We start from the raw sequence: 21,889 nt of genomic DNA on the forward strand, positions 1-21,889 counted from the left end.
TAATGAAGAAACTCAGTTTAGCAATATTAATCTTAACAGTAACACTCAGCAGCTTTGCGCAGGTTGCCAACAACCTTACAAAAGCTTCGGTAACGTTTAAGATAAAGAACATGGGCATAAATACCGGCGGTAAGATAGGGACCGTACAGGCCGACGTTCAGTTTGTACCCTCAGACCTTGCCAAAAGCAAGATAGACGCCACGGCAGAGAGTGCATCTATTAACACCGATAACGAGATGCGCGACAATCACCTAAAGGGAGAGGATTACTTTGATGTTGCTAAGTACCCTAAGATAACAATGCGCTCTATTTCTTTTAAACACAATAGCGGCAACAACTACACTGGTCAGTTTAACTTAACCATTAAAGACAAAACCAAACAGGTAACTGTACCATTCACCTACACCGAAGCTGGAGGCACAGCAGTTGTAAAGGGCTCCTTCAAAATCAACCGTAAAAATTTTGGCGTGGGTGGCAGCAGTTTGGTACTGGCAGACGAAGCTACCATTACTATAGAAGCCGAAGTAAGCAAGTAGTACTTTAATTAGTAACAATAACTTAATACCAGAGGCTGGAGCAGGTTGTTATTTCATTCATTTCCAAAGTGTACCTTTGTGTATGAATTTGCGTGTGCTCGTTCTCATCAATTCCGCGGCTGTAGCTATCAGCTTGTCGGCAGTAAACTATTATTTTCAGCACAAGTGGTACGATATGATCATCACCTTCCTGGTGACTTTGATCAGCAGTTATATCGTATTTTACTATCTTATCGAAAAGTATATCTATTCGCGTATCAAGCTTATTTATAAGCTTATCCACAACTTAAAACTGGGCCGCGATTTGAGAGATGCCCTTGGCGAACATGTAACCGCCAACCCTATTAAAGATGTGGAGAATGAGGTAAAAGAGTGGGCACGGATTAAGAAAACGGAGATTGACGATCTGCGTAAACAGGAAAAATTTCGACGGGACTTCCTCTCTAACATCTCTCATGAGTTTAAGACTCCGCTGTTTGCTATACAGGGTTATATAGAAGCCCTGCAGGACGATGGTTTTGACGACCGCGAAATGGCAGAACAGTTTTTGAAAAAGGCTTCAAAAAATGTAGACCGCCTAAGCTATCTGATTAAAGACCTTGATGAGATATCTAAACTGGAATCAGGCGAGATCCCGATTAATTACAGCAAGTTTAAAATTAATGATCTTATAAAAGAAGTGTTTGAATCGCTGGAGTTTAAGGCCAGGGATCACAACATCAAGCTAATATTTAAACAGAAGTATGACGACGGTATTTACGTAAATGCCGATCGCGAGAAGATACGACAGGTACTGGTTAACCTTATAGATAACTCCTTTAAATACGGCAAGGAAGGCGGAAGTACATCTGTAAGCCTGTTTACCCTGCATGACCAGGTGTTGGTAGAAGTAACTGATGACGGGCTTGGCATTGAAGAAAAGAACCTGCCGCGGCTATTTGAGCGGTTCTTCCGTACCGATACGAGCCGCTCCCGGCAGATTGGCGGATCGGGCCTGGGCCTGGCTATTGTTAAGCACATTGTAGAAGCGCATCAGCAAAACATTAACGTAAGAAGCACAGAGGGTGTAGGATCTACCTTCGGCTTTACACTGCAAAAAGTTAAGCAGGCCTTGCCATTCCCCAATATACCCGTGTTAAAAAGTTAACATTAATTTAACATTGCATCCGTACCTTTACTGAAATTTAATAACAATGTCTCTTAACAGTATCTTTCAATACTTTGTCCCTAAGGATAAAAAAACTTTCTTCCCGCTTTTTGAGCAGGCAGCAAGCAACGTTGTAACTATGGCTACTATACTGGTAGAAGCTGTAAACTCTACTAACCCGGTTACACAAGAAGAACTGTTTCGCCAGATAGATAAGCTGGAAAACAAAGGTGACGAACTTACCCACCAGATATACCTGGAACTGGGCAAGAACTTCATTACCCCGTTTGACCGTGAAGATATACACTCGCTGGCCACCGCGATAGATGACGTAGCTGATTATATACATGGTGCATCAAACCGGATGAGCCTGTATAAAATAGAAGATTATAACGAGCACATTCGCAAACTGTCTGACCTTATTCTGCAGGCCAGCGGTGACCTTGAAAAAGCTGTACGCGAACTGAAAGACTTGAAGAACGTGCGTGCGATTGCCGATTCTTGTATCCGCATTAACAGCGTAGAAAACCAGGCCGACTACGTGTTTGACCGTGCTGTTGCAGATCTTTTCCTGTACGAGACCGACGCTATTAAACTAATTAAATACAAAGAGATACTGGCTGCGCTGGAAACGGCTACAGATATGTGCGAGGATGCTGCCAACGTGATGGAATCTATTTTAGTTAAAAACGCCTAAGCATACCTTAAACTTTTTACATGGTAACCACCCTGCTTGTTGTTGTAGTTTGCCTGGCCATTATATTTGATTTTATAAACGGCTTTCACGACGCTGCCAACTCCATTGCTACAATTGTTTCTACCAAGGTTTTAACGCCTTTCCAGGCAGTACTTTGGGCTGCATTCTTCAACTTCCTTGCTTATTTTGCCGTACGGTACTGGGGTTTCCACGGGGGTAATTTTTCCGTTGCAAATACAGTAGCCAAAACCGTACTGGAACAGTTTATAACCATGCAAGTGGTACTGGCCGGCCTTGTTGCCGCCATCACCTGGAACCTTATCACCTGGTGGTTTGGTATCCCCTCAAGCTCATCGCACACGCTTATAGGTGGCTTTGCCGGTGCAGGCATGACCAACGCTATGTTTATGGGCGCCAACGCCTTCGCCGCAGTGAATGCCAAGGTGGTGCTTACTACTATTGCCTACATCTTTTTAGCCCCGTTTATAGGTTTGTTTATTGCATATATGGTGACCATCCTCATCCTGCATATTTGCAAGAACGCCAAGCCTGTTAAGGCCGAAAAATGGTTTAAAAGTGGTCAGCTGATATCATCGGCAGCATTAAGCTTTGCGCATGGTGGTAACGATGCGCAGAAGGTTATGGGTATTATTTACGTTGCCCTTGTATCATCCCAGGTAATTAAAACCGGTACACCAATGCCAAACTGGATACCTGTAGCTTGCTACAGCGCAATTGCACTGGGTACCATGTCTGGCGGCTGGAAGATTGTAAAAACCATGGGCACCAAAATAACTAAGGTTACGCCGCTTGAAGGTGTAGCTGCAGAATCTGCAGGTGCTATCACCCTGTTCATTACCGAAAACTTTGGTATACCGGTATCTACAACACATACCATTACAGGCTCTATTATTGGTGTGGGCCTTACAAAAAGGGTATCTGCTGTACGCTGGGGCGTTACTATAAACCTCGTATGGGCGTGGATAATTACCATCCCGATTTCCGCGCTGCTTGCAGGATTAGTGTTTGTACTGGTACGGGCTTTATCTTAAACTTAATTGGCAGTACTTTTGCTTTACTGCCGGCATGAAAAAAGCCTTACTCCTATTATTTCCGATCCTGCTTTTCACCGCAACCAGCTGCGATACGCTTAACCAGGTAGCTCAAACAACCATTCAGCAATACGGTAACCCTACAAACCTCGAGATCAGTAACGGCCTTAAACAGGCGCTGGAAATAGGTACAGGTAAAAGCTCTGACCAACTTTCTACCGTTGATGGCTTTTTTGCAAATGCTGCCGTAAAAATTCTTTTTCCACCGGAAGCCCAGAAGGTTGAAAAAACCCTCCGCAGTATTGGCTTGGGTAAACTGGCAGACAATGTAGTGTTGTCGCTCAACCGGGCTGCAGAAGATGCAGCCAAAGGTGCTAAACCTATATTTGTGAATGCAATAAAGCAGATGACCATACAGGATGTCACCAACATTTTGCTTGGCAACCAGGATGCTGCTACACAGTACTTCAAACGCACCACTACTTTGCAATTATCATCCAGCTTTAAGCCTGTTATTCAGAACAGTTTGAACAAGGTAGGTGCCACCAAATACTACGGTGATGCAGCCGCGGCTTACAACAAAATACCATTGGTAAGCAAGATCAACCCGGACATAACCGACTATGTTACACAAAAAGCCATAGATGGCTTGTTTTACGAGATAGCTAAAGAAGAGCTTAATATCAGGCAAAACCTCTCTGCCAGAACCACCCCTTTACTACAGAAAGTGTTTGGTTATTACGATAAGAATAAAAGATAACTTACAACGAGCGGAATGTTACAGTGAAGAGTACCTGCTGTGACTTTCCGCTATCATTGCCTTTCCATGATGGGCCGTTGGAAACAATACTCCTGGCCTTAGCATCAGCAATGGAGCTAAGGCTTTTTACTACGCTTATATTGCTGATGGTTCCGTTCGGGCTTACGTCAAACTTCAATTTTACGTCACCTGTTTTCTCTCCCGCCGGTAGCACCGCCTGTTGAGCTATGTAAGCGTTGTAAGCCTCCATACCTATTAGGGGGCGTGCAGTACTCTCTGCTCGTACCACCGTAACTTCTGCCAATTGCGAACCTGCATCTTTCCCATTGGCGGATCCTATGTAACCCATTGAGGTATTTGCCGAATCCTTTGCTGTGGAAGTTTTAAAGCGGCTTGTTGATTGAGAAGGCGCAGCAAGCCCGGTGCCGGTAGCGGCAACCGGATTGTTTTCAGCCGCAATAACTTTACTCTTTACATCAACCTTCGGGGGCTGTACGGTAGCAAGGTCCCCCAGGTAGTAGCGATTGTTATATTCCGGCCTGCCTTCACGCTCCTTTTTGGTTACACCCTCCACTTTACCTGTTAATGGCTGCGAAAGTGGCTTTTTGCTGATCGCAACTACCGCGGGCATTTCACCGGAATCTCTTTGCTTGGCAATAACGTCCATTACACGCTCATCCAACGGCAACTCAGATGAGGCTGAAGCCTGTGGCTGGGCGGCGATCGTCCTGGTTGTATCAGTAATTTGGGGGGTTTCGCTTTCCACAAGGGTGCGGTCGTTTCTATACTGACGAGCTGCTTTAGTCTCCTTTGTACGTGGCGGTGCGATTGCAAGCACAGGAACGCTATCAATCGTAGCAGGCGGCAGGGACTTCGGAATTGTATCGGCTGGCGGTAAGTGCTCGTTACGCGCGGATAAAGGAGCATTGATGGGTTTATTCCTATTGTAGAGTAACCCAACCACCACCATAAAGCCTATCACGCCCGCCGCGGCAGCCATCATCCACCACGGAATAATGCGGCGCTGCTTCTCTTCCACTCTTTCCTGCAAACGTTGCGAAAGCCTGCTAAGATTGGCAGACTGATTGTTTGCCGATGCTTCATAACCTTCTATAGCATCCATCAGGAATGGATCATGCTGTGCCTGCCGCTCTAGTTGGTGCATAGCTTTGGCATCAAGTTCCCCGCTGAGGTACTTTTGTATAAGGGTTATATCGTGCCTTTGTTTATCCACCGTTCCGTTCGAGGCAAATCTTTAAATTACGTTTGCCATTCTGTATATAACTTTTTACTTCGTTCATGGTAAAGCCGGTAACCTCGGCTATATCTTTATAACATCTCTCTTCCAAATAGAACAATTGCACGCTTTGTTTTTGAGCAGGCGTTAATTTACCCATGCAGTGCTCCAGTTTATTGAGTGATTCTTCGCGTCCATTCTCTTCAGGATGCACAATCGGGTCAAATTCCATAAACTCTTCAAGTTCAACCGTAATTATTTTTTTTCCTGCCCTTAATTGCATCAAACAATAATTACGGCTGAGCACATAAAGCCAGCTCTTGAACTGTTTAATCTCGTGCTGCCTCACTTTTGTAACCAGTTCTTCAAATATCGCCATTACAGCATCCTGTGATTGCTCCTCGTCCTTAAGGTATTTAAGACAAACACCGTATACCAGATGCATATGGCGCTCGTATAGCTTACCCAATACGGCCAGGTCGCCATGCGCGCGATAGCCGGCTACCAGCTTGTCATCATCGTCGTTAACAGGTGTAATTGGTTTTTTGAAGAAACTCATTAAAGTTGCAAATTATTATTTTTTTGCGTCTTTATGCCAAATTACACATTGTTATTTAGGCTTTGAAGAGGTTGCTGCAGCGAACGCCTCCAGGTATTTGTTGATGTAAAAGTCTTTTGATTTGCTTTTATATTGCATTATAAAGCGTGGATGCTCCAGGGCGACTATCCTGTCAAAAAAGTGGTATTCGTCGTTTAGCTTATTGATAAACTTTTCGTTCTTCCCTGTGCCGAAGCAAAAACAAACATCAGTATAACACCCGATGCTTATCTGCTTTCTAATGTTCTCAATAATAGAAGGCGTTACAACATTACAAAGCTCTTTACTATCATAATAATTGTAATTCTTTTCCTCTCCATTAGCACCAATTTGGGTGAGTGCAAGTGGAAAAAGCGAATTGATATAGAGATCCTGATAGAAAGCTTCCGGGCCTCCGTAAGCGTTTATCATCTCATAGATGAATACAGAGGATGTTTCGTGCATAAGTTTCCCCTCATAAGCTATATTGCATTCTGAGATAAGCCGCTTAGGATCCGTAAAAGGTATCCCGGTTAGCCCGCCTCCGAACCGGCCGGGATTTATCCCGAGGATTAAGTGGCGAGGGCGTTCATCATTATAGTACTTGCCATAAAAGTCCTTGCAAATTCGTGCTACCTGCGAATCCCCTTTGTAAGGATTCATGATGCGGATATCCGATGGCAACGGCGGCCCGGCATATTCCACTTCCTTATAAAACTGTATTACTCTATTGCCAAACGACATATTACTTTTGCGATGGTTGTTGTCCAAATGCTTTACTCAGCAGATCATACAATTCCGGGTGTTTGGTTTTAAACTCATCTGGCTTGGTAAAAAAGTACTCTGATGTAACGGCCAGGAACTCTGCCTCATTAGTCACAGCGTACGGGTTAATGTCAGAATGCCCGTCTTCAATCCGTGCTATCTCTTTATGCATCATTTTTAGCCAGGGCTCAACATATTCATTTACTAAAAATGCTTCCGGCACTCCATCTGTCGCCCCGTCAGCCTTATCAATCAAATGAACAAACTCATGTATACCGGTATTTTCTTTACCCGAATTTTTTGAAAAACCTTTTTCGAGCGCACGGCGCGAAAGGATCATTTGTCCATTCATGTAACCACTACCAACCATGCCCATTATGTTACGATCCTCTCCTTCAAACTGAAAGTCTTTGTCAAACGTGTCCGGGTATAAAAGAACATTGGTAACATTTCTAAAACTCCAATCCTCAAAGCCGAAGATGGGGATAACAGCGCTTGAGGCTACAAGCAACCTGTCCAATTGAGTTAATTCGAGACCAACACCTTCTATCCGTACATCATCAAAAAAATGTTCAATTTTATCTTCAAACCGCAGTTTGTCCACATCGTTAAGTTTAGCGTAGAAATTAACATGTGCCTGTAACAGCTGCTTCTGTTCGGCAGTTAACAAGTTGCCTGTTGACTTAGCGCCGTTTTTCCGTTTACTACCAATAGCGATTACGAGCACAAAGGCAATTAGTATAATAAATGTGACCATGGGAACAAGGTAACAATAAAAGGTTCTTAAACACAAAGAGCGACGGGTAAACCCGTCGCTCTCCTAATATTCAAACTCGCGAAATCGCGTTTAGATTAATAATCTTACCGGCTCTTCAAGCAATTGCTTAAGTGTTTGCAAGAAGGCAGCTGCTGTTGCGCCATCCACCACGCGGTGATCTGCACTCAAGGTTACTTTCATGACATTGCCAGGTACTACCGCGCCGTTTTTAACAACCGGTACTGCCTGTATGCCGCTTACCGCAAGTATACACGCGTTAGGAGTGTTAATGATGGCCGTAAACTCGTCAACACCAAACATGCCCAGGTTAGATATGGTGAAAGTAGAACCTTCCATTTCTGCAGGTTGTAATTTTTTGGACTTGGCTTTTGAGGCAAACTCTTTTACTTCTACAGAAAGGTGGCTTAATGATTTGTTATCAGCAAATTTAATTACAGGTACCAACAAGCCTTCGTCTACCGCAACGGCTACACCAATGTGTACATGCTCGTTAGTACGGATCTTATCGCCTAAGAACGAAGAGTTGATAGCCGGGTGCTGCCTTAAGGCTACAGCGCAGGCTTTTACCACAAAATCGTTAAAAGATATTTTTACAGGTGCTACATCGTTCATCTTTACGCGTGCTGCAATAGCCTGATCCATGTCTATAGACATGGTCACATAAAAATGCGGTGCAGTAAACAAGCTTTCAGATAAACGGCGGCTGATTGCCTTACGCATTTGCGTAACAGGCCTTTCGCTGAACTTCTCTTCACCTGTAAAGCTTGGCAATACGATAGGTGCTTTTGCCGGTGCAGCCTGGGCTGTTTCCTGCGGTTTTGCAGCAGGTGCGCTTTCGGTAGCAGCTGCCTGTTTTGCAGATGGTGTAAAGCCTTCAACGTCCTTCTTGATGATACGGCCGCCTTCTGCGCTGCCTTTTACATCATTAAGGTTTATTCCTTTGTCTTTGGCTATCTTACGGGCTAGCGGTGATGCTTTAACGCGGCTGTCATCATCTGATGAACCAGCCTGAGAACCTTCAGCAGGAGCCGGGGTTTCTTCAGCAACGCTTGTAGTAGCTTCTTCTGCAGGTGCAGCAGTAGATGTACCATCGCTGCCGTCGGCATTGTCAATCAAAGGCTGTACATCTGTACCCTCTTTACCAACAATAGCAATAATTGCATTAACCTTTGCAGCTTCGCCTTCTTTAACGCCGATGTACAGCAGGGTACCTTCTTCGTAACCTACTACTTCCATTGTAGCTTTATCAGTAGCTACATCAGCAAGCGAGTCATCAGCTTTTACTTTGTCCCCAACTTTAAAGTTCCATTTTTCAATGGTACCTTCTGTCATGGTATCACTTAGCAGCGGCATACGAATAACAGTAGCCGGAATGCTTGAAGTATCTACCTTAGGTTTTGCAGCTGCAGACTTTTCGGCCGTTGCAGCAGGTTTTTTATCTTCAACGGCAGCAGGTTTAGCTTCTGCTGCTGGTTGTTCTTCTGATTTCGCAGGCGCAGCGTTACCGCCTCCGGCACCATCTAAGGCCGCTTTATAATCTTCGCCTTCTTTGCCTAAAACGGCAATTACGGCATCAACCGGGGCAGCACCGCCTTCCTGTACACCAATGTACAATAAAACGCCGTCCTGGTACGATTCAAAATCCATCGTGGCTTTGTCGGTTTCAATCTCGGCCAATACATCGCCCGATTTCACCTTGTCGCCAACTTTTTTATGCCATTTAGCCAATACCCCTTCGGTCATGGTATCGCTCATTTTTGGCATTTTAACTACTTCAGCCATATACTGTTTATATTGTTATATGTAGATATAATAAAACTAGTCGCGGATGTAAGGATAATCCTGTTGCACATATACATCAGTATACAGCTCAGAACCGTCAGGCCATGGCGACTCTTCGGCAAATGCTACCGCTTCCTCAACCTGTGCTTTTATTTTAGCTTCTATTTGTTCAAACCACTGGTCATCAGCATAACCTTCTTTTTGAATGGCTTGCTTTACAACCTCTATCGGGTCTTTCGCTTTATAGCTTTCCAGTTCTTCTTTAGTACGATACTTTTGAGGATCGCTCATAGAGTGGCCTTTAAAACGGTAAGTACGCATTTCAAGGAAAGTAGGGCCTTCGCCGCGGCGCGCACGTGAAACTGCTTCGTCCATTGCATTGTGTACAGCAACAGGATCCATACCGTCAACAGGTGACGATGGTATACCATATGGTAAGCCTAGTTTATAGATATCCGGCTGTATAGTAGTACGTGCTACCGATGTTCCCATCGCATAGCCATTGTTCTCACATATAAATATAACAGGCAGTTTCCACAAAGCGGCCATGTTAAATGTTTCGGTAAGGGCACCCTGGCGTACAGCGCCATCACCCATGTAAACAATGTTTACGTTGTCAGTACCTTTATATTTTTCTGCAAAGGCTATACCTGCACCCAGTGGTACCTGCCCGCCCACTATGCCGTGTCCGCCATAGAAGTTGTTTTCTTTATCAAACATGTGCATTGAGCCACCTTTACCTTTTGAGCAGCCGGTGATCTTACCATACATTTCGGCCATTACTGCTTTTGGGCTGGTACCTTTGGCAAGCGCGTGAGCGTGGTCGCGGTATGCGGTAATTAGACTGTCTTCATGCCTGATAACCGACATGGCACCAGCTAAAACAGCTTCCTGACCAATATAGAGGTGACAAAATCCGCGGATTTTTTGCTGACCATATAACTGACCAGTTTTTTCTTCAAATTTCCGCATCAGGAGCATAGACTCATACCACATCAGGTAGGTGTCTTTAGTTATTTCGATGGAACTCATTTAGTCAATAAAAATGCTTAAGAGAATGTGCAAATCTAATTATATCCTGCAAATAACAGAAACTGCAACGAATTTGTTGTAAAGTTTTCTTTCAGATGAATTTAGCAATCATACAGGCAAATAGCTGTATACGGGCAACTGCAAAATAACATTCGGACTGGTGTACAATGTACGCGTTTTAACACCGAGCAAAGCTATGTACGCATAATATTCTTTGTGAGCGACCTTACAATATGTGGTGGTAATAAAACAATATAATCAACATCAGTAGTCGACTCTGGATAATAGCAATCAGCAGTTCATTCCTGCTATGCCAAAATTTATATTTAAACTAAAATTATTTTCAACCAATATTGTCCATAATCATCCTTCTGATAGCCACTTTCGTAATAAAAAGTCGTCGCCTATTTACGCCATTGAAATTCAAAGAGTTATAAGGTATCAGCAAGCCCTTAAATTTTACTTTGGCAATATTTTATTAACATTGGTTTAAAAAATTTCACCCTAAAGAACATGAAAATAAATTCATTTTAATTTGGTGGTTTAATTATAATGTATAGTTTTGTAGAGAACAATAGACATAACGTCCAGTTTAATAAACAATTGCTGTTCCTAATTGCAGCAAAAAAGAGATTAAATGAAGAAACTTACAATTGCTATTGCATTATTTTTCAGCGTATTAGCTGCTCAGGCACAAACTAAAACAGCACCAGCTGTTGCTGACAAAGATGACGATCAGGAAAGCATGGCTAAAACCTATCTTTCTCAAATTATGGGTGTAGCACTGTCGGCTACATCAAACATGAAACTTTTCAACTTTGTACACGATTGGATAGGCACCCCTTACCGCTTTGGCGGTAGCTCCCGCAAAGGGATTGATTGCTCAGCCTTTACCAAACAACTATACGGCGACGTATTTAACCTTACCATTCGCCGCAACTCGCGTGATATTTTTAGCATGGTAAACCCTGTTGGTAAAGATGATCTTAAAGAAGGCGATTTAGTATTTTTCAAGATTCACAGCCGCAGCATCTCGCACGTTGGTATTTATTTAGGCAACAACAGGTTTGCGCATGCATCATCAAGAGGTGTTGCCATAAGCAGTCTGGATGATGCTTACTATAGCCGTTACTTTTACAAAGGCGGTCGTCTTTTAGAGCAATTTAAAGATCAGCTAACGAGCAGCAACTCAGATAGCAGCAATGATCCTGACAATAACTAATTAAACCTAAATTATTATATCTCTATCCTTCCATTTAACTATGGAGGGATTTTTTTTGCTATGACGATCCGTTTTCACATCTATCTGCTATTCATTTTTATTATTGCGACAAGCAGTTGCAATAACCCGTCTAAGAAAAAAGATCGCAATAAAAAACAAGCATCTGTTAAAATAGATACATTACCTCTACAAAAAGCGGACACGATAATAACAATTGCTGCCGTAGGCGACATTATGCTGGGTACAGCCTATCCTAACGCAGCCACGCTCCCGCCAGATAGCGGCACCAACAGTTTACGATATGCTATTAACGACCTTAAAGATGCTGATTTAACCTTCGGCAATCTGGAAGGCGTTTTACTTGACAAAGGGGAGCCGGCTGCAATGAAGTTAAAGTTCCGCAGCAAACCATACCTTTTTAAGATGCCCGAAAGCTATGGTGGAATATTGAAAAATGCAGGGTTTGATATTTTAAGTGTAGCTAATAATCACAGCAATGACTTTGGATACCTTGGACGCGAACGAACCATGCGCGTACTGGACAGCTTAGGGATATATTATGCCGGCTTAAAAACATCTCCGGTAACAACATTTGCCCGTAATGGCATTAAGTATGGCTTCTGTGCTTTTTCTCCTAATAGTCAAACAGTTTCATTGCTGGATATACCGGGTGCTGTTAAAACCATTACTACACTAAAACAAACGAATGATATTGTGCTCGTATCCTTTCACGGCGGAGGTGAGGGCGTAGACTTTGAACACGTGCCCGATAGCGCGCAATCCTTTAACGGTGAACGCCGCGGCAATGTAAAAGCATTTGCCCATGCAGCTATTAACGCCGGCGCCGATCTGGTAATTGGCCACGGCCCGCATGTAAGCAGGGCTGTGGAACTTTATAAAGGCAAGTTAATTGCTTATAGCTTGGGTAATTTTTGCACCTACCGTTCGGTAAGTGTAGCCGGTGTTTGCGGGTTGGCGCCAATGATGAAATTAAGGCTTACAAAAAATGGCCGCTTTTTAGACGGCCAAATTATTTCATTTAAACAAAGCCACGAATTTGGCTTGCGCAGGGACACCTTAAATAAGGCATCAAAGCGGATAAAGTTTCTTACAGAAACTGACTTCTCTAACCCCGGCATAAGCATTTCTGAAAGCGGGGCTATAACAGCTACCGAGTAAGGCTAAGCCTCGTCTTTGGTGTTTCGCACCAGGCTTATGCCCGTCGAGAAAAAGAGTATCGAGATTATGCCGATCACAACTTGTGTAGTGACCTGGCCGCTGTGTTGAATTACTTGAACACCGGTCCAAATTAGGCCGATGATACCCAGCAGTGTTAGTACAACTCCGAAGGTTCGTTTTACATTCATGTTTTTACAGGTTAGTGGTTTGTTGTTAAGTAAACCAATTAACCATTTCGCCTAAAGTTTGTTTGAGGATGCGCTTAAGCTTTATGGTAGTTTTACCGCATTGGTATGACAGCAAAAAGGCCAATAAGTAATAACAGAATTGATAGCAGTATTAATGTTGAGGTGTACACTTTTAAAGTGTCGTCCTTGAATCTGAATTGAGGTATCATTATTCCCTATTTAAAAGCATTACGTATACGCTCTCCCTAACGCAACACATCACACATAATATATTTACCGTTCTTATTGTTTTAAGAAATCTATTTATGTTGAAAAATTATCATTTATACGTAATGTTAATAGCAACGCACATACGATTTTGACCGTCAGTATCGTTATAACAGCATAAGTGCGAAAGCTCTTATAATTGTGATAAGGTTTAGGTTGAAAGTCCCGGGCAGCGAGTGCTCCGGGGCTTTTGTTTTTATGGCTTGATATGACCGCTAAAATGTACATCTTAGCCTGTTATGACAATTAATATAAAAGAGCAACTCCATACCCTATGCCTTAGCTATGTTAAGCAAAGGTTGAAAGCCGCTGAACAAGCAATAGCCGAAGCGCAGGAAGCAGCTAATAACGATACAAAAAGTAGTGCCGGCGACAAATATGAAACGGGACGAGAAATGGCGCAACAAGAAACTAATCGTAACTTAAGTCAGCTTAACGAAGCAAACAAGTTGCTTGTAGCTTTAAATCAGATTGGCTACAAGACCAGCTCTGATACTGTTGATGCCGGAAGTTTGGTAACCACCGACAATGGTATATTTTACATTTCTATCAGTGTCGGGACGCTTAACTTTGAGGAAAAAAGCTACTTTGCCGTGTCGCCTGCCTCACCTATAGGATATAAACTAAAAGGCAAAACTGCAGGAGAAGAGATCAATTTGAATGGTAAAATTTATAAAATCTTGTCTGTAGTTTAAAAAACCTTGTAAAATGCCCTATATTGGTAAAATAAAAGCCCTGGTTTAATAAATTATTGTACAAGTGATTAATATCTATTCTATATTTGGTGAAAACAAAACATGGCAGATGAACAGGTTTGCCAAATTAAACTAATTTTTTGAATGAACATTTTCGTTGGAAGCCTTCCTTACTCGTTACAGGAAGCAGATTTGCAAGAGCTTTTTGAAGCTTATGGTGAAGTAAGCACCGTTAAAATTATTATTGACAGAGAGTCCGGAAGAAGCAAAGGTTTCGGATTTGTTGAAATGCCTGATGATGAAAGCGCTCAAAAAGCAATTTCCGGCCTTAATGGTTCTCAAATTGCAGGCCGCTCTATAGCGGTTAGCCAGGCAGAAGAGAAAAAAGCTGGCGATCGCAGGCCTAGTGGCGGCGGTGGTTATGGCGGCAACCGCGGTGGCGGTGGTGGCTATGGCGGCGGCGGTAACCGTGGCGGCAGCGGCGGTGGCGGTGGCTACTCAAAAGATAACAACAGGGGCGGCGGTCGCTGGCAATAAATACAGGAACGGAGCATTGTTATAAACAGTGCTCCGTTTTTTCTTGCATACACGCTTTCCAAAAAGGTCAGCGTGCTTTTTTATGCATTAACATTTTCAGAGCTTTTAGGGCTCATCCAGAACTTAAAGAATAGGTTATAGCGTTAAAAACAAATTCAAAACTCTTACCGTTTCATCTGCAAGCTAATTAGGGGCTTTAATACTTTTTACTATTTTTGTGGCAAATTAAAAAGCAATGAGCGAACTCATTAAAAAACAAATAAGTGATGCAAAAGCGCTAATGGATAAGGCTATTGCACATACCGATGCTGAACTCACCAAAATACGCGCAGGTAAAGCAAGCCCCAGCATGCTGGACGATATAGTAGTGGAATACTACGGCACACCAACTCCGCTATCGCAAGTGGGGAGTGTAAACACTCCGGACGCACGTACTATTGTAATTCAGCCTTGGGAAAAGTCATTGCTTAACCCAATAGAGAAAGCTATTAAAGAAGCTAACCTGGGTGTTAATCCTCAAAACGATGGCGTTATCATCCGCATCAACGTTCCGCCTTTGACAGAAGAACGCCGCCGCGAGCTGGTAAAGAAAGCCAAAGGCGAAGCTGAAAACGGCAAAATTGCTGTGCGTAACATCCGTAAAGATGCCAACGAGAAGATTAAGAAATTGAAATCTGAAGGCGTTTCTGAAGATGAAATGAAAACAGGAGAAGCCGAAGTGCAGAAGCTTACAGACGGGTATATTGTTAAAGTAGACCAACTATCTGAAGCAAAAGAAAAAGATATCATGACCGTCTAATATTTCAAACGGGTAAAATATAAGGGGAATAGCTTAGCTATTCCCTTTTTTGTTGGTGTTATTTTGACCGGCATGGGTTTACAACATCAATAACCCAAATGTCAAATTAAAGGAGATGAGGTGCTTACCCGATGGCTTTAGTTAATTTTGCCATCAACATGAATTTACTTCTTACATATTTAAAAAAACATCAATGGATAGTTGTGCTGGCTCTTCTGCTAGCTGCCATGAACATTGGTTTCTCCTTACTTGACCCCTACATAACCGGCCGAATTGTAGATAGTGTTATAGAAAAACGAAAAGCCCTTACCGAAGACCAGTATTTTAATCAGGTGATCATGCTGGTGGGTATGGCCATTGGCGTGGCCATGGTGTCGCGAATAGCCAAGAACTTCCAGGACTATTTTACCAACATTATTGTACAAAAGGTAGGCGCCGAAATGTACGCGGATGGCCTGAGACATTCTCTCGAACTTCCGTACCAGGTTTTTGAAGATCAGCGCAGCGGTGAAACGCTGGGCATATTACAAAAGGTAAGGCAAGACTGCGAAAAGTTTATCACAGCATTCATAAGCATCCTTTTTGTATCCCTGATAGGGATGGTATTTGTGATGGTATATTCTGCTATGGTAAGTTACCAGGTGCTGCTGGTATACTTTGCAGCTATACCTATTATAGCTTTTGTAAGTATGGCCATGAGCCGTCGTATAAAGCGCATTCAAAAGAATATAGTTGCCGAAACTACTGCGCTTGCAGGATCTACTACAGAGTCGCTGAGGAACATAGAGCTTATAAAGAGTTTAGGCCTTGCCAAGCAGGAAATTAAACGCCTCAATAATACTACCTACAAAATACTTGGACTTGAACTAAAAAAGGTTAAGTACGTGCGCAGCATGAGTTTTGTACAAGGCACTACCGTAAACCTGGTGCGTAGTGCTATGGTGGTGGTATTGCTGATGCTTATATTTAAAGGGAACATATCTCCGGGGCAGTACTTTAGCTTTTTATTTTACTCGTTCTTCCTGTTTAACCCCTTACAGGAACTCGGTAACGTCATATTAAGCTGGCGCGAAGCTGAAGTATCTTTGGGCAATTTTACCAAAATACTTAACACTCCTATTGACAAGAAGCCTGAGAAGCCGGTTTTATTAGAAAAAGTGAACACGCTAACTTTTAGTGATGTAAGCTTTAAGCACCTGACAGCTAAACGTAATGCTTTAAACCACATCAGCTTTGAAACGAGCAGCGGAGAAACAATTGCATTTGTAGGACCATCCGGCTCTGGCAAAACAACGCTGGTTAAACTACTAGTTGGCCTTTACCAACCGTTAGAAGGTGGTATTTTGTACAACAATATCGCAAGTAAAGAATTAGACCTTGATCAGCTACGCGAGAAAATAGGTTTCGTTACACAAGACACTCAACTTTTCTCCGGCACTATTCGGGAGAACCTTCAATTTGTGAGGCCGGGAGCGACTGACGAGGAGTGCATGAGTGTGCTTCAAAGAGCGGCTTGTCAAACCTTGCTCGCACGGGCAGACAAAGGGCTAGATACCGTTATAGGTGAAGGTGGTGTTAAGGTCTCAGGTGGTGAAAAACAAAGGCTATCTATTGCAAGGGCATTACTTCGCCAGCCGGACATCCTGGTTTTTGATGAAGCTACCTCATCACTTGACTCGATTACGGAAGAGGAAATTACAGAAACCATCCGTGATGTTTCCGTGATGAATGACCAGATCACAATACTCATAGCTCACAGGTTATCTACAATTATGCATGCAGATAAGATATTTGTTCTGGAGAAAGGGCACATTATTGAAGCTGGTAAGCACCAGGAGCTCATTGAACAAAAAGGCTTATATTATGCTATGTGGAGACAGCAAATTGGTGAACGGTTTGCGGTAGACGCTTAATTAGTCATAAACTAAAAAGGGATTAACAACATGTTAATCCCTTTTTAGTTATAGCTGCTTAAGGTGCCTTAATTATCTAATTACTTCACAAGTGTACCAATAGGCTCACCCTTAGCAATCTTCATAAAATTGCCGGCCTTATTCATATCGAATACGATAATAGGCAATTTATTTTCCTGGCAAAGAGTAATAGCTGTCATGTCCATTACATTTAATCCTTTGTCGTAGACCTCCTGGAAGGATATCTCATCATAACGGGTTGCTGAAGGGTCTTTCTCCGGATCGGCTGTATATATCCCGTCCACACGTGTACCTTTTAGCACTACGTCTGCTTTGATCTCGATAGCGCGTAAAGATGCGGCTGTGTCAGTTGTGAAATATGGGTTACCTGTACCGGCACCAAATATTACTATTCTGCCTGTTTCCAGGTGCGTCATAGCACGACGACGGATATACGGCTCACAAATCTGCTCCATTTTAATAGCAGATTGTAACCTTGTCTCTACGCCAACGCTTTCTAAAGCATTTTGCAACGCCATGCAGTTTATAACCGTCGCAAGCATTCCCATGTAATCTGCCTGCGCGCGCTCCATTCCGGATTTCTCCGCGCTCAGTCCACGGAAGATGTTCCCACCTCCTACTACAACGGCTATCTCAATGCCTTGTTCTTTAACTGCTTTTATGTCTTGGGCGTACTGTAGAACTTGATTGTTGTCAATTCCGTACTGCCTTTGCCCCATTAGGGATTCGCCGCTTAGCTTAAGAAGAACTCTTTTATATTTCATAAGGAGGGTTTGTCAAAAATAGAGAATAAATGCTATTGTTAAAAAATTATATACTGGTGGTTAAGATTTCACCATTTAGAATAGTGCCTGTTACCTTATAATCGCTGTTAAACACAATCATATCTGCATTGTAGCCGGGTTCTATTTTGCCGTTTTTTTGTTTACCGGCTAGTTGCGCCGGATAAAGGGAAGCCATATTTATAGCTTCTGCCAGTTCTATTCCAACATACTCAACACAGTTTTGTACCGCTTTTAACATGCTTAGGCTAGAGCCAGATAAAGTACCGTCGGGCATTACGTATTTGTTGCCATCCAAACGGTGCTGGTATGCACCCTCGTTGGTGGCAGTAACTGCATCTGTTATCAGGAAAAGCTTATCGCCAAGTTCGCGTTTGGCCAGGCGTATCATCGGCCAGTCCACATGGTTGCCGTCGGCAACAATACTTGTGTATGGACGCTCTTCAAAGATGGCAGGAATATAGCCAGGCTCTCTGTGGTGCATTTGCGGCATAGCATTAAATAAATGCGTTACTGCCGGGATAGGTTTGTTTAAAAAAGCTTTACCTTGTTCATACGTAGCATTACTATGGCCAGATGATATAATGATGCCCTGAGCATGAAGGTAGTCTATCACATCCTGATCCTGCAGTTCCGGCGCTATGGTTATCATTTTTATAACACCATCAGCACGTTCAACCCAGCTTTTTACTTCTGCCAAAGTAGCCTTCTTGATATACTTTTCAGGGTGAGCTCCTTTTTTTGCAGGATTAAGGTACGGGCCTTCTAAATGCAAGCCCCAGCAATTACCACGTGATTGAGCGCGGATTGCTTTCGCTGCCTCAATTCCTTGTTCAACAATCTCATTGGTGTTTGTGCCGATTGTCGCCAAAAAGCCTATAGTGCCTTGCTCAAGTAAATCGTCTTCTAACTGCTTCAATGCAGCAACTTCCGGTGTGCCGGCAAATAGCTTACCACCGCTGCCATAAATCTGCAGGTCTATTAATCCGGGTGCCAGGTGGGCTCCGTTCAAGTTCTTTTTATCAGCCCCTGCCGGAACAGCAGATTCGTCTATAACGCTATTTACAGTTCCGCCTGAAATTAGAACTGCTTTACCATCGGTTATAACTCCGTCAGATATAAGTTTAAGATTGTGAAGAGCTGTTATCATGATGCTACTTTTTATCTCACACAAAAGACGCGAAGTATCGCGTCTCTACAAACATTAAAGACAAAAAAAATCCCCCTCGTTAATACGAGGGGGGTAATATAATTAAGCTCCTAAAGCTACCCGCTTAAAGGCGGTTACCGTAAGGCCCTTGTCAATAGTATCCAGGAACTGAGCAACGCTCTTAGATGAGTCTTTTACAAACTCCTGGTTAAGCAGCGTAGAGTCCTTGTAGAACTTGTTCAATTTACCGGCAGCAATTTTTTCTACCATTGCTTCTGGCTTACCTTCTGCACGAATTTGCTCTTTAGCAATTTCCAGCTCACGCTCGATAGTAGCAGCATCAACGCCGTCTTTATCAATAGCGGCAGGGTTCATTGCAGCAATCTGCATTGCAACGTCTTTACCAGCTTCGTCAGCACCTTCAACATTTTTGCTCAGGCCAACTAAAACAGCTAAACGGAAGTTACCGTGGATGTAAGCGATAACTTTTTCGCCTTCGATAACCTCGTATTTAGATACGCCGATCTTTTCGCCGATCTTACCGGTTTTATCAGTAGTAGCATCACCGATCTTTATCCGTGAATTCTCAACATCAATTTCTAATTCGTTCAATGCAGCAACATCTGCTGGTTTACCTTCAACAGCAGCGTTAGCTATCTGGTTAGCAAATGCAACAAACTCAGCGTTCTTAGCAACGAAATCTGTTTCGCAGTTAAGCTCGATAATAACACCGCGTTTGCCATCTTCAGATGTACGTGCAATTACAACACCTTCGTTACTTTCACGGTCCTGACGGCTTGCAGCAACTTTAGCGCCTTTTTTCCTCAAAAAATCAATAGCAGCTTCAAAATCGCCGTTAGTTTCAGTTAAAGCTTTTTTGCAATCCATCATGCCTGCACCGGTTTGCTGGCGCAGTTTGTTTACATCAGATGCAGATATTTGTACTGTAGACATTTTCTTGTTTTTTATAAGTTGAAAAGTCGCAAGTATTAAGCCTGGAGCCTGATAACATCAAGACTTATGACCTAATACTCACGACTTAATATTATTACTCTTCTGTAGACTCAGCAGTTGGCGCACCGGCCTCAGCTTCTTCTGCTACTCTTCTGCTGCCACGGCCGCCAGAGGTAGTTTCAGGAGCATCAGCTTTCGCTTTAGCAGCTGCTGCTTCTTTTTCAGTTTCGTCTTCTTTCTCGCGTTTGCGTTCGTCCAAACCTTCTTCAATAGCTTTGATAATGATACCAGTGATCAAAGAAATTGATTTGGTAGCGTCATCATTCGCAGGAATAGGGAAATCGATGTTAGAAGGATCAGAGTTTGTATCTACCATCGCGAAAGTCGGGATGTTAAGTTTTAAAGCTTCAGATACAGCAATGTGTTCTTTCTTAACGTCAATAAGGAATAATGCAGCAGGCAAACGGTTAAGATCAGAGATACCACCTAAAAGGGCCTCTAACTTAATACGCTCACGTTGTATCATCAAACGCTCTTTCTTAGAAAGGTTGTTATAAGTACCGTCTTTAGTCAATTTATCGATGTTTGACATCTTTTTGATTGACTTACGTACAGTAGCAAAGTTGGTAAGCATACCACCTAACCAACGCTCGGTGATGTACGGCATGTTTACGCTTTTTGCATAATCAGCAACAATATCCTTAGCTTGTTTCTTGGTAGCTACGAATAATACCTTACGGCCTGATTTTACAATTTGTTTTATAGCTGCAGCAGCTTCTTCAACCTTTGCTAAGGTTTTATTTAAATCGATAATGTGGATACCATTGCGCTCCATGAAAATGTACTGTGACATTTTCGGGTCCCATTTGCGGGTAAGGTGACCAAAGTGTACACCTGCATCCAGTAAATCCTGATATGTTGTTCTTGCCATTGTTGTTTTCCTCCTAAAATTTTAGCGTTTACTGAATTGGAATCTCTTACGTGCTTTTTTGCGACCTGGTTTCTTACGCTCAACCATACGGTCATCACGTGTCATTAAACCTTTAGCGCGTAAAGCCGGTTTCTTATCCGCATCCAGTTCAACAATAGCTTTCGCAATAGCTAAACGAACGGCTTCTGCCTGTCCTTTTACGCCACCACCTGCTACATTTACTTTTACATCAAATTTACCTGTAGAACCAGAAACCTCTGTGCTCTGCATAACGATGTATTGTAAAGGTAAGGTAGGGAAGTACTCTTTGTAATCTTTACCATTAACGGTAATAGCACCATTGCCTTCGCTTAAGTAGATGCGGGCAACAGCGGTTTTTCTTCTGCCTGAAGTGTTAGTTGTTGGCATTTGTTTTTTTCTCCTTAAAAATTAAAAGTTAAATGGTTTTTGGGTTCTGAGCCGCGTGAGGATGTTCTGCACCTGCATATACATGCAGATTACCATAAATTGCACGGCCCAAACGACTTTTAGGTAACATACCACGAACAGCCTTTTCAATTACGCGTTCTGGATGTTTTGCCATTAACTCCTTAGGAGAAATGAAACGCTGACCACCCGGATAACCGGTGTATGAAACATATTGCTTAGACGCAAATTTGTCTCCAGTCAGGCGAACCTTGTCTGCATTAATAACAATTACGTTATCACCGCAGTCTACGTTTGGGGTGAAACCTGGCTTGTGTTTACCGCGAATCATCATCGCGATCTTTGTGCACAAGCGCCCCAAGATCTCATTGTTAGCGTCAACAACAACCCATTCTTTATTAACGGTTTTCTTGTTGGCTGAGACAGTTTTGTAACTTAACGTATTCACTTGCTTTAAATTAA

The 21,889-nt window shown here is 42.9% G+C and carries 24 protein-coding genes; 11 read left to right on the forward strand and 13 right to left on the reverse strand.

The window, feature by feature from the left end; translation table 11 throughout:
- Nucleotides 1–2: 2 nt before the first annotated feature.
- The 5 genes from DYU05_RS19890 (at nucleotide 3) to DYU05_RS19910 (ending at nucleotide 4,192) form a co-directional block, all read left to right on the forward strand.
- Complete coding sequence (locus DYU05_RS19890) at nucleotides 3–536, forward strand: YceI family protein (RefSeq protein ID WP_117384922.1); 534 nt, start codon at nucleotides 3–5, stop codon at nucleotides 534–536.
- Nucleotides 537–618: 82 nt separating this feature from the next.
- Nucleotides 619–1,683, forward strand: a complete 1,065-nt coding sequence (locus DYU05_RS19895; protein WP_117384923.1) for a sensor histidine kinase — start codon at nucleotides 619–621, stop codon at nucleotides 1,681–1,683.
- 46 nt (nucleotides 1,684–1,729) lie between these two features.
- Nucleotides 1,730–2,380: a DUF47 domain-containing protein gene (locus tag DYU05_RS19900; protein ID WP_117384924.1), complete on the forward strand. Its 651-nt coding sequence runs from the start codon at nucleotides 1,730–1,732 to the stop codon at nucleotides 2,378–2,380.
- 20 nt (nucleotides 2,381–2,400) lie between these two features.
- Complete coding sequence (locus tag DYU05_RS19905; RefSeq protein ID WP_117384925.1) at nucleotides 2,401–3,432, forward strand: inorganic phosphate transporter; 1,032 nt, start codon at nucleotides 2,401–2,403, stop codon at nucleotides 3,430–3,432.
- Between the two features lie 34 nt (nucleotides 3,433–3,466).
- Nucleotides 3,467–4,192, forward strand: a complete 726-nt coding sequence (locus DYU05_RS19910; protein ID WP_117384926.1) for a DUF4197 domain-containing protein — start codon at nucleotides 3,467–3,469, stop codon at nucleotides 4,190–4,192.
- Nucleotide 4,193: 1 nt separating this feature from the next.
- Here DYU05_RS19910 and DYU05_RS21560 read toward each other — a convergent pair whose 3' ends face one another.
- The 6 genes from DYU05_RS21560 to pdhA all read right to left on the reverse strand — a co-directional run bounded on the left by DYU05_RS21560 (nucleotide 4,194) and on the right by pdhA (nucleotide 10,363).
- Nucleotides 4,194–5,426 carry an energy transducer TonB gene (locus DYU05_RS21560; RefSeq protein ID WP_117384927.1) on the reverse strand — a complete coding sequence of 411 codons (1,233 nt, stop codon included), beginning with the start codon at nucleotides 5,424–5,426 and terminating at the stop codon, nucleotides 4,194–4,196.
- Nucleotides 5,419–5,988: an RNA polymerase sigma factor gene (locus DYU05_RS19920; protein ID WP_117384928.1), complete on the reverse strand. Its 570-nt coding sequence runs from the start codon at nucleotides 5,986–5,988 to the stop codon at nucleotides 5,419–5,421. Before DYU05_RS19920 ends, DYU05_RS21560 begins: the two co-directional genes overlap by 8 nt.
- Before the next feature lie 51 nt (nucleotides 5,989–6,039).
- Nucleotides 6,040–6,750, reverse strand: coding sequence for a uracil-DNA glycosylase family protein (locus DYU05_RS19925; protein ID WP_117384929.1), 711 nt, complete (start codon nucleotides 6,748–6,750; stop codon nucleotides 6,040–6,042).
- Nucleotide 6,751: 1 nt separating this feature from the next.
- A complete protein-coding gene (locus DYU05_RS19930) occupies nucleotides 6,752–7,528 on the reverse strand; it encodes a M90 family metallopeptidase (RefSeq protein WP_117384930.1) in 777 nt (258 codons plus the stop codon).
- Nucleotides 7,529–7,618: 90 nt separating this feature from the next.
- Nucleotides 7,619–9,331 carry a pyruvate dehydrogenase complex dihydrolipoamide acetyltransferase gene (locus DYU05_RS19935; protein ID WP_117384931.1) on the reverse strand — a complete coding sequence of 571 codons (1,713 nt, stop codon included), beginning with the start codon at nucleotides 9,329–9,331 and terminating at the stop codon, nucleotides 7,619–7,621.
- A 36-nt stretch (nucleotides 9,332–9,367) separates the two neighbouring features.
- On the reverse strand, nucleotides 9,368–10,363 hold the full coding sequence (pdhA, locus tag DYU05_RS19940; protein ID WP_117384932.1) for a pyruvate dehydrogenase (acetyl-transferring) E1 component subunit alpha: 996 nt from the start codon (nucleotides 10,361–10,363) through the stop codon (nucleotides 9,368–9,370).
- Nucleotides 10,364–11,000: 637 nt separating this feature from the next.
- Here pdhA and DYU05_RS19945 point away from each other — a divergent pair.
- Nucleotides 11,001–11,585: a C40 family peptidase gene (locus DYU05_RS19945; protein ID WP_117384933.1), complete on the forward strand. Its 585-nt coding sequence runs from the start codon at nucleotides 11,001–11,003 to the stop codon at nucleotides 11,583–11,585.
- A gap of 60 nt (nucleotides 11,586–11,645) precedes the next feature.
- Entirely contained in the window at nucleotides 11,646–12,764 is a 1,119-nt protein-coding gene (locus DYU05_RS19950) for a CapA family protein (RefSeq protein WP_117384934.1), read from the forward strand.
- 2 nt (nucleotides 12,765–12,766) lie between these two features.
- On the opposite strand, the gene DYU05_RS19955 is transcribed toward DYU05_RS19950, so the two are convergent.
- Nucleotides 12,767–12,952, reverse strand: coding sequence for a hypothetical protein (locus tag DYU05_RS19955; RefSeq protein WP_117384935.1), 186 nt, complete (start codon nucleotides 12,950–12,952; stop codon nucleotides 12,767–12,769).
- 506 nt (nucleotides 12,953–13,458) lie between these two features.
- On the opposite strand from DYU05_RS19955, the gene DYU05_RS19960 reads away from it, so the two are divergent.
- The 4 genes from DYU05_RS19960 to DYU05_RS19975 all read left to right on the forward strand — a co-directional run bounded on the left by DYU05_RS19960 (nucleotide 13,459) and on the right by DYU05_RS19975 (nucleotide 17,163).
- Entirely contained in the window at nucleotides 13,459–13,914 is a 456-nt protein-coding gene (locus DYU05_RS19960) for a 3-oxoacyl-ACP synthase (RefSeq protein ID WP_117384936.1), read from the forward strand.
- A 144-nt stretch (nucleotides 13,915–14,058) separates the two neighbouring features.
- Nucleotides 14,059–14,451: an RNA recognition motif domain-containing protein gene (locus DYU05_RS19965; RefSeq protein ID WP_117384937.1), complete on the forward strand. Its 393-nt coding sequence runs from the start codon at nucleotides 14,059–14,061 to the stop codon at nucleotides 14,449–14,451.
- 235 nt (nucleotides 14,452–14,686) lie between these two features.
- A complete protein-coding gene (gene frr, locus DYU05_RS19970) occupies nucleotides 14,687–15,250 on the forward strand; it encodes a ribosome recycling factor (RefSeq protein ID WP_117384938.1) in 564 nt (187 codons plus the stop codon).
- Nucleotides 15,251–15,408: 158 nt separating this feature from the next.
- Nucleotides 15,409–17,163 (forward strand): ABC transporter ATP-binding protein, encoded by a 1,755-nt coding sequence (locus DYU05_RS19975; protein ID WP_117384939.1) that lies wholly within the window; start codon nucleotides 15,409–15,411, stop codon nucleotides 17,161–17,163.
- An 80-nt stretch (nucleotides 17,164–17,243) separates the two neighbouring features.
- Here the strand turns inward: DYU05_RS19975 and pyrH are convergent, their stop codons facing one another.
- The 6 genes from pyrH to rplM form a co-directional block, all read right to left on the reverse strand.
- Entirely contained in the window at nucleotides 17,244–17,948 is a 705-nt protein-coding gene (gene pyrH, locus DYU05_RS19980; protein ID WP_117384940.1) for a UMP kinase, read from the reverse strand.
- A gap of 46 nt (nucleotides 17,949–17,994) precedes the next feature.
- The gene (gene nagA / locus DYU05_RS19985; protein WP_117384941.1) at nucleotides 17,995–19,116 is read right to left on the reverse strand and encodes an N-acetylglucosamine-6-phosphate deacetylase; all 1,122 of its coding nucleotides are present in this window, start codon (nucleotides 19,114–19,116) and stop codon (nucleotides 17,995–17,997) included.
- Nucleotides 19,117–19,218: 102 nt separating this feature from the next.
- Nucleotides 19,219–20,070, reverse strand: coding sequence for a translation elongation factor Ts (tsf, locus tag DYU05_RS19990; RefSeq protein ID WP_117384942.1), 852 nt, complete (start codon nucleotides 20,068–20,070; stop codon nucleotides 19,219–19,221).
- 94 nt (nucleotides 20,071–20,164) lie between these two features.
- On the reverse strand, nucleotides 20,165–21,001 hold the full coding sequence (rpsB, locus tag DYU05_RS19995) for a 30S ribosomal protein S2 (protein ID WP_117384943.1): 837 nt from the start codon (nucleotides 20,999–21,001) through the stop codon (nucleotides 20,165–20,167).
- Between the two features lie 21 nt (nucleotides 21,002–21,022).
- A complete protein-coding gene (gene rpsI, locus DYU05_RS20000) occupies nucleotides 21,023–21,409 on the reverse strand; it encodes a 30S ribosomal protein S9 (RefSeq protein ID WP_117384944.1) in 387 nt (128 codons plus the stop codon).
- A 28-nt stretch (nucleotides 21,410–21,437) separates the two neighbouring features.
- Nucleotides 21,438–21,875, reverse strand: a complete 438-nt coding sequence (rplM, locus tag DYU05_RS20005; protein WP_117384945.1) for a 50S ribosomal protein L13 — start codon at nucleotides 21,873–21,875, stop codon at nucleotides 21,438–21,440.
- Nucleotides 21,876–21,889: the final 14 nt, after the last annotated feature.

The organism is Mucilaginibacter terrenus (assembly GCF_003432065.1).
In the GTDB taxonomy this organism is placed as follows: domain Bacteria; phylum Bacteroidota; class Bacteroidia; order Sphingobacteriales; family Sphingobacteriaceae; genus Mucilaginibacter; species Mucilaginibacter terrenus.

Coding starts and splice junctions, on each gene's coding strand:
- pdhA (WP_117384932.1), bottom strand. CDS start 10,363: ATGAGTTCCATCGAAATAACTAAAGACACCTACCTGATGTGGTATGAG.
- rpsB (WP_117384943.1), bottom strand. CDS start 21,001: ATGGCAAGAACAACATATCAGGATTTACTGGATGCAGGTGTACACTTT.
- DYU05_RS19925 (WP_117384929.1), bottom strand. CDS start 6,750: ATGTCGTTTGGCAATAGAGTAATACAGTTTTATAAGGAAGTGGAATAT.
- frr (WP_117384938.1), top strand. CDS start 14,687: ATGAGCGAACTCATTAAAAAACAAATAAGTGATGCAAAAGCGCTAATG.
- DYU05_RS19935 (WP_117384931.1), bottom strand. CDS start 9,331: ATGGCTGAAGTAGTTAAAATGCCAAAAATGAGCGATACCATGACCGAA.
- DYU05_RS19945 (WP_117384933.1), top strand. CDS start 11,001: ATGAAGAAACTTACAATTGCTATTGCATTATTTTTCAGCGTATTAGCT.
- rpsI (WP_117384944.1), bottom strand. CDS start 21,409: ATGCCAACAACTAACACTTCAGGCAGAAGAAAAACCGCTGTTGCCCGC.
- DYU05_RS19930 (WP_117384930.1), bottom strand. CDS start 7,528: ATGGTCACATTTATTATACTAATTGCCTTTGTGCTCGTAATCGCTATT.
- DYU05_RS19965 (WP_117384937.1), top strand. CDS start 14,059: ATGAACATTTTCGTTGGAAGCCTTCCTTACTCGTTACAGGAAGCAGAT.
- DYU05_RS19960 (WP_117384936.1), top strand. CDS start 13,459: ATGACAATTAATATAAAAGAGCAACTCCATACCCTATGCCTTAGCTAT.
- DYU05_RS19895 (WP_117384923.1), top strand. CDS start 619: ATGAATTTGCGTGTGCTCGTTCTCATCAATTCCGCGGCTGTAGCTATC.
- DYU05_RS19950 (WP_117384934.1), top strand. CDS start 11,646: ATGACGATCCGTTTTCACATCTATCTGCTATTCATTTTTATTATTGCG.
- DYU05_RS19920 (WP_117384928.1), bottom strand. CDS start 5,988: ATGAGTTTCTTCAAAAAACCAATTACACCTGTTAACGACGATGATGAC.
- DYU05_RS19910 (WP_117384926.1), top strand. CDS start 3,467: ATGAAAAAAGCCTTACTCCTATTATTTCCGATCCTGCTTTTCACCGCA.
- pyrH (WP_117384940.1), bottom strand. CDS start 17,948: ATGAAATATAAAAGAGTTCTTCTTAAGCTAAGCGGCGAATCCCTAATG.
- DYU05_RS19975 (WP_117384939.1), top strand. CDS start 15,409: ATGAATTTACTTCTTACATATTTAAAAAAACATCAATGGATAGTTGTG.
- DYU05_RS19905 (WP_117384925.1), top strand. CDS start 2,401: ATGGTAACCACCCTGCTTGTTGTTGTAGTTTGCCTGGCCATTATATTT.
- tsf (WP_117384942.1), bottom strand. CDS start 20,070: ATGTCTACAGTACAAATATCTGCATCTGATGTAAACAAACTGCGCCAG.
- DYU05_RS19890 (WP_117384922.1), top strand. CDS start 3: ATGAAGAAACTCAGTTTAGCAATATTAATCTTAACAGTAACACTCAGC.
- DYU05_RS19955 (WP_117384935.1), bottom strand. CDS start 12,952: ATGAATGTAAAACGAACCTTCGGAGTTGTACTAACACTGCTGGGTATC.
- nagA (WP_117384941.1), bottom strand. CDS start 19,116: ATGATAACAGCTCTTCACAATCTTAAACTTATATCTGACGGAGTTATA.
- DYU05_RS19900 (WP_117384924.1), top strand. CDS start 1,730: ATGTCTCTTAACAGTATCTTTCAATACTTTGTCCCTAAGGATAAAAAA.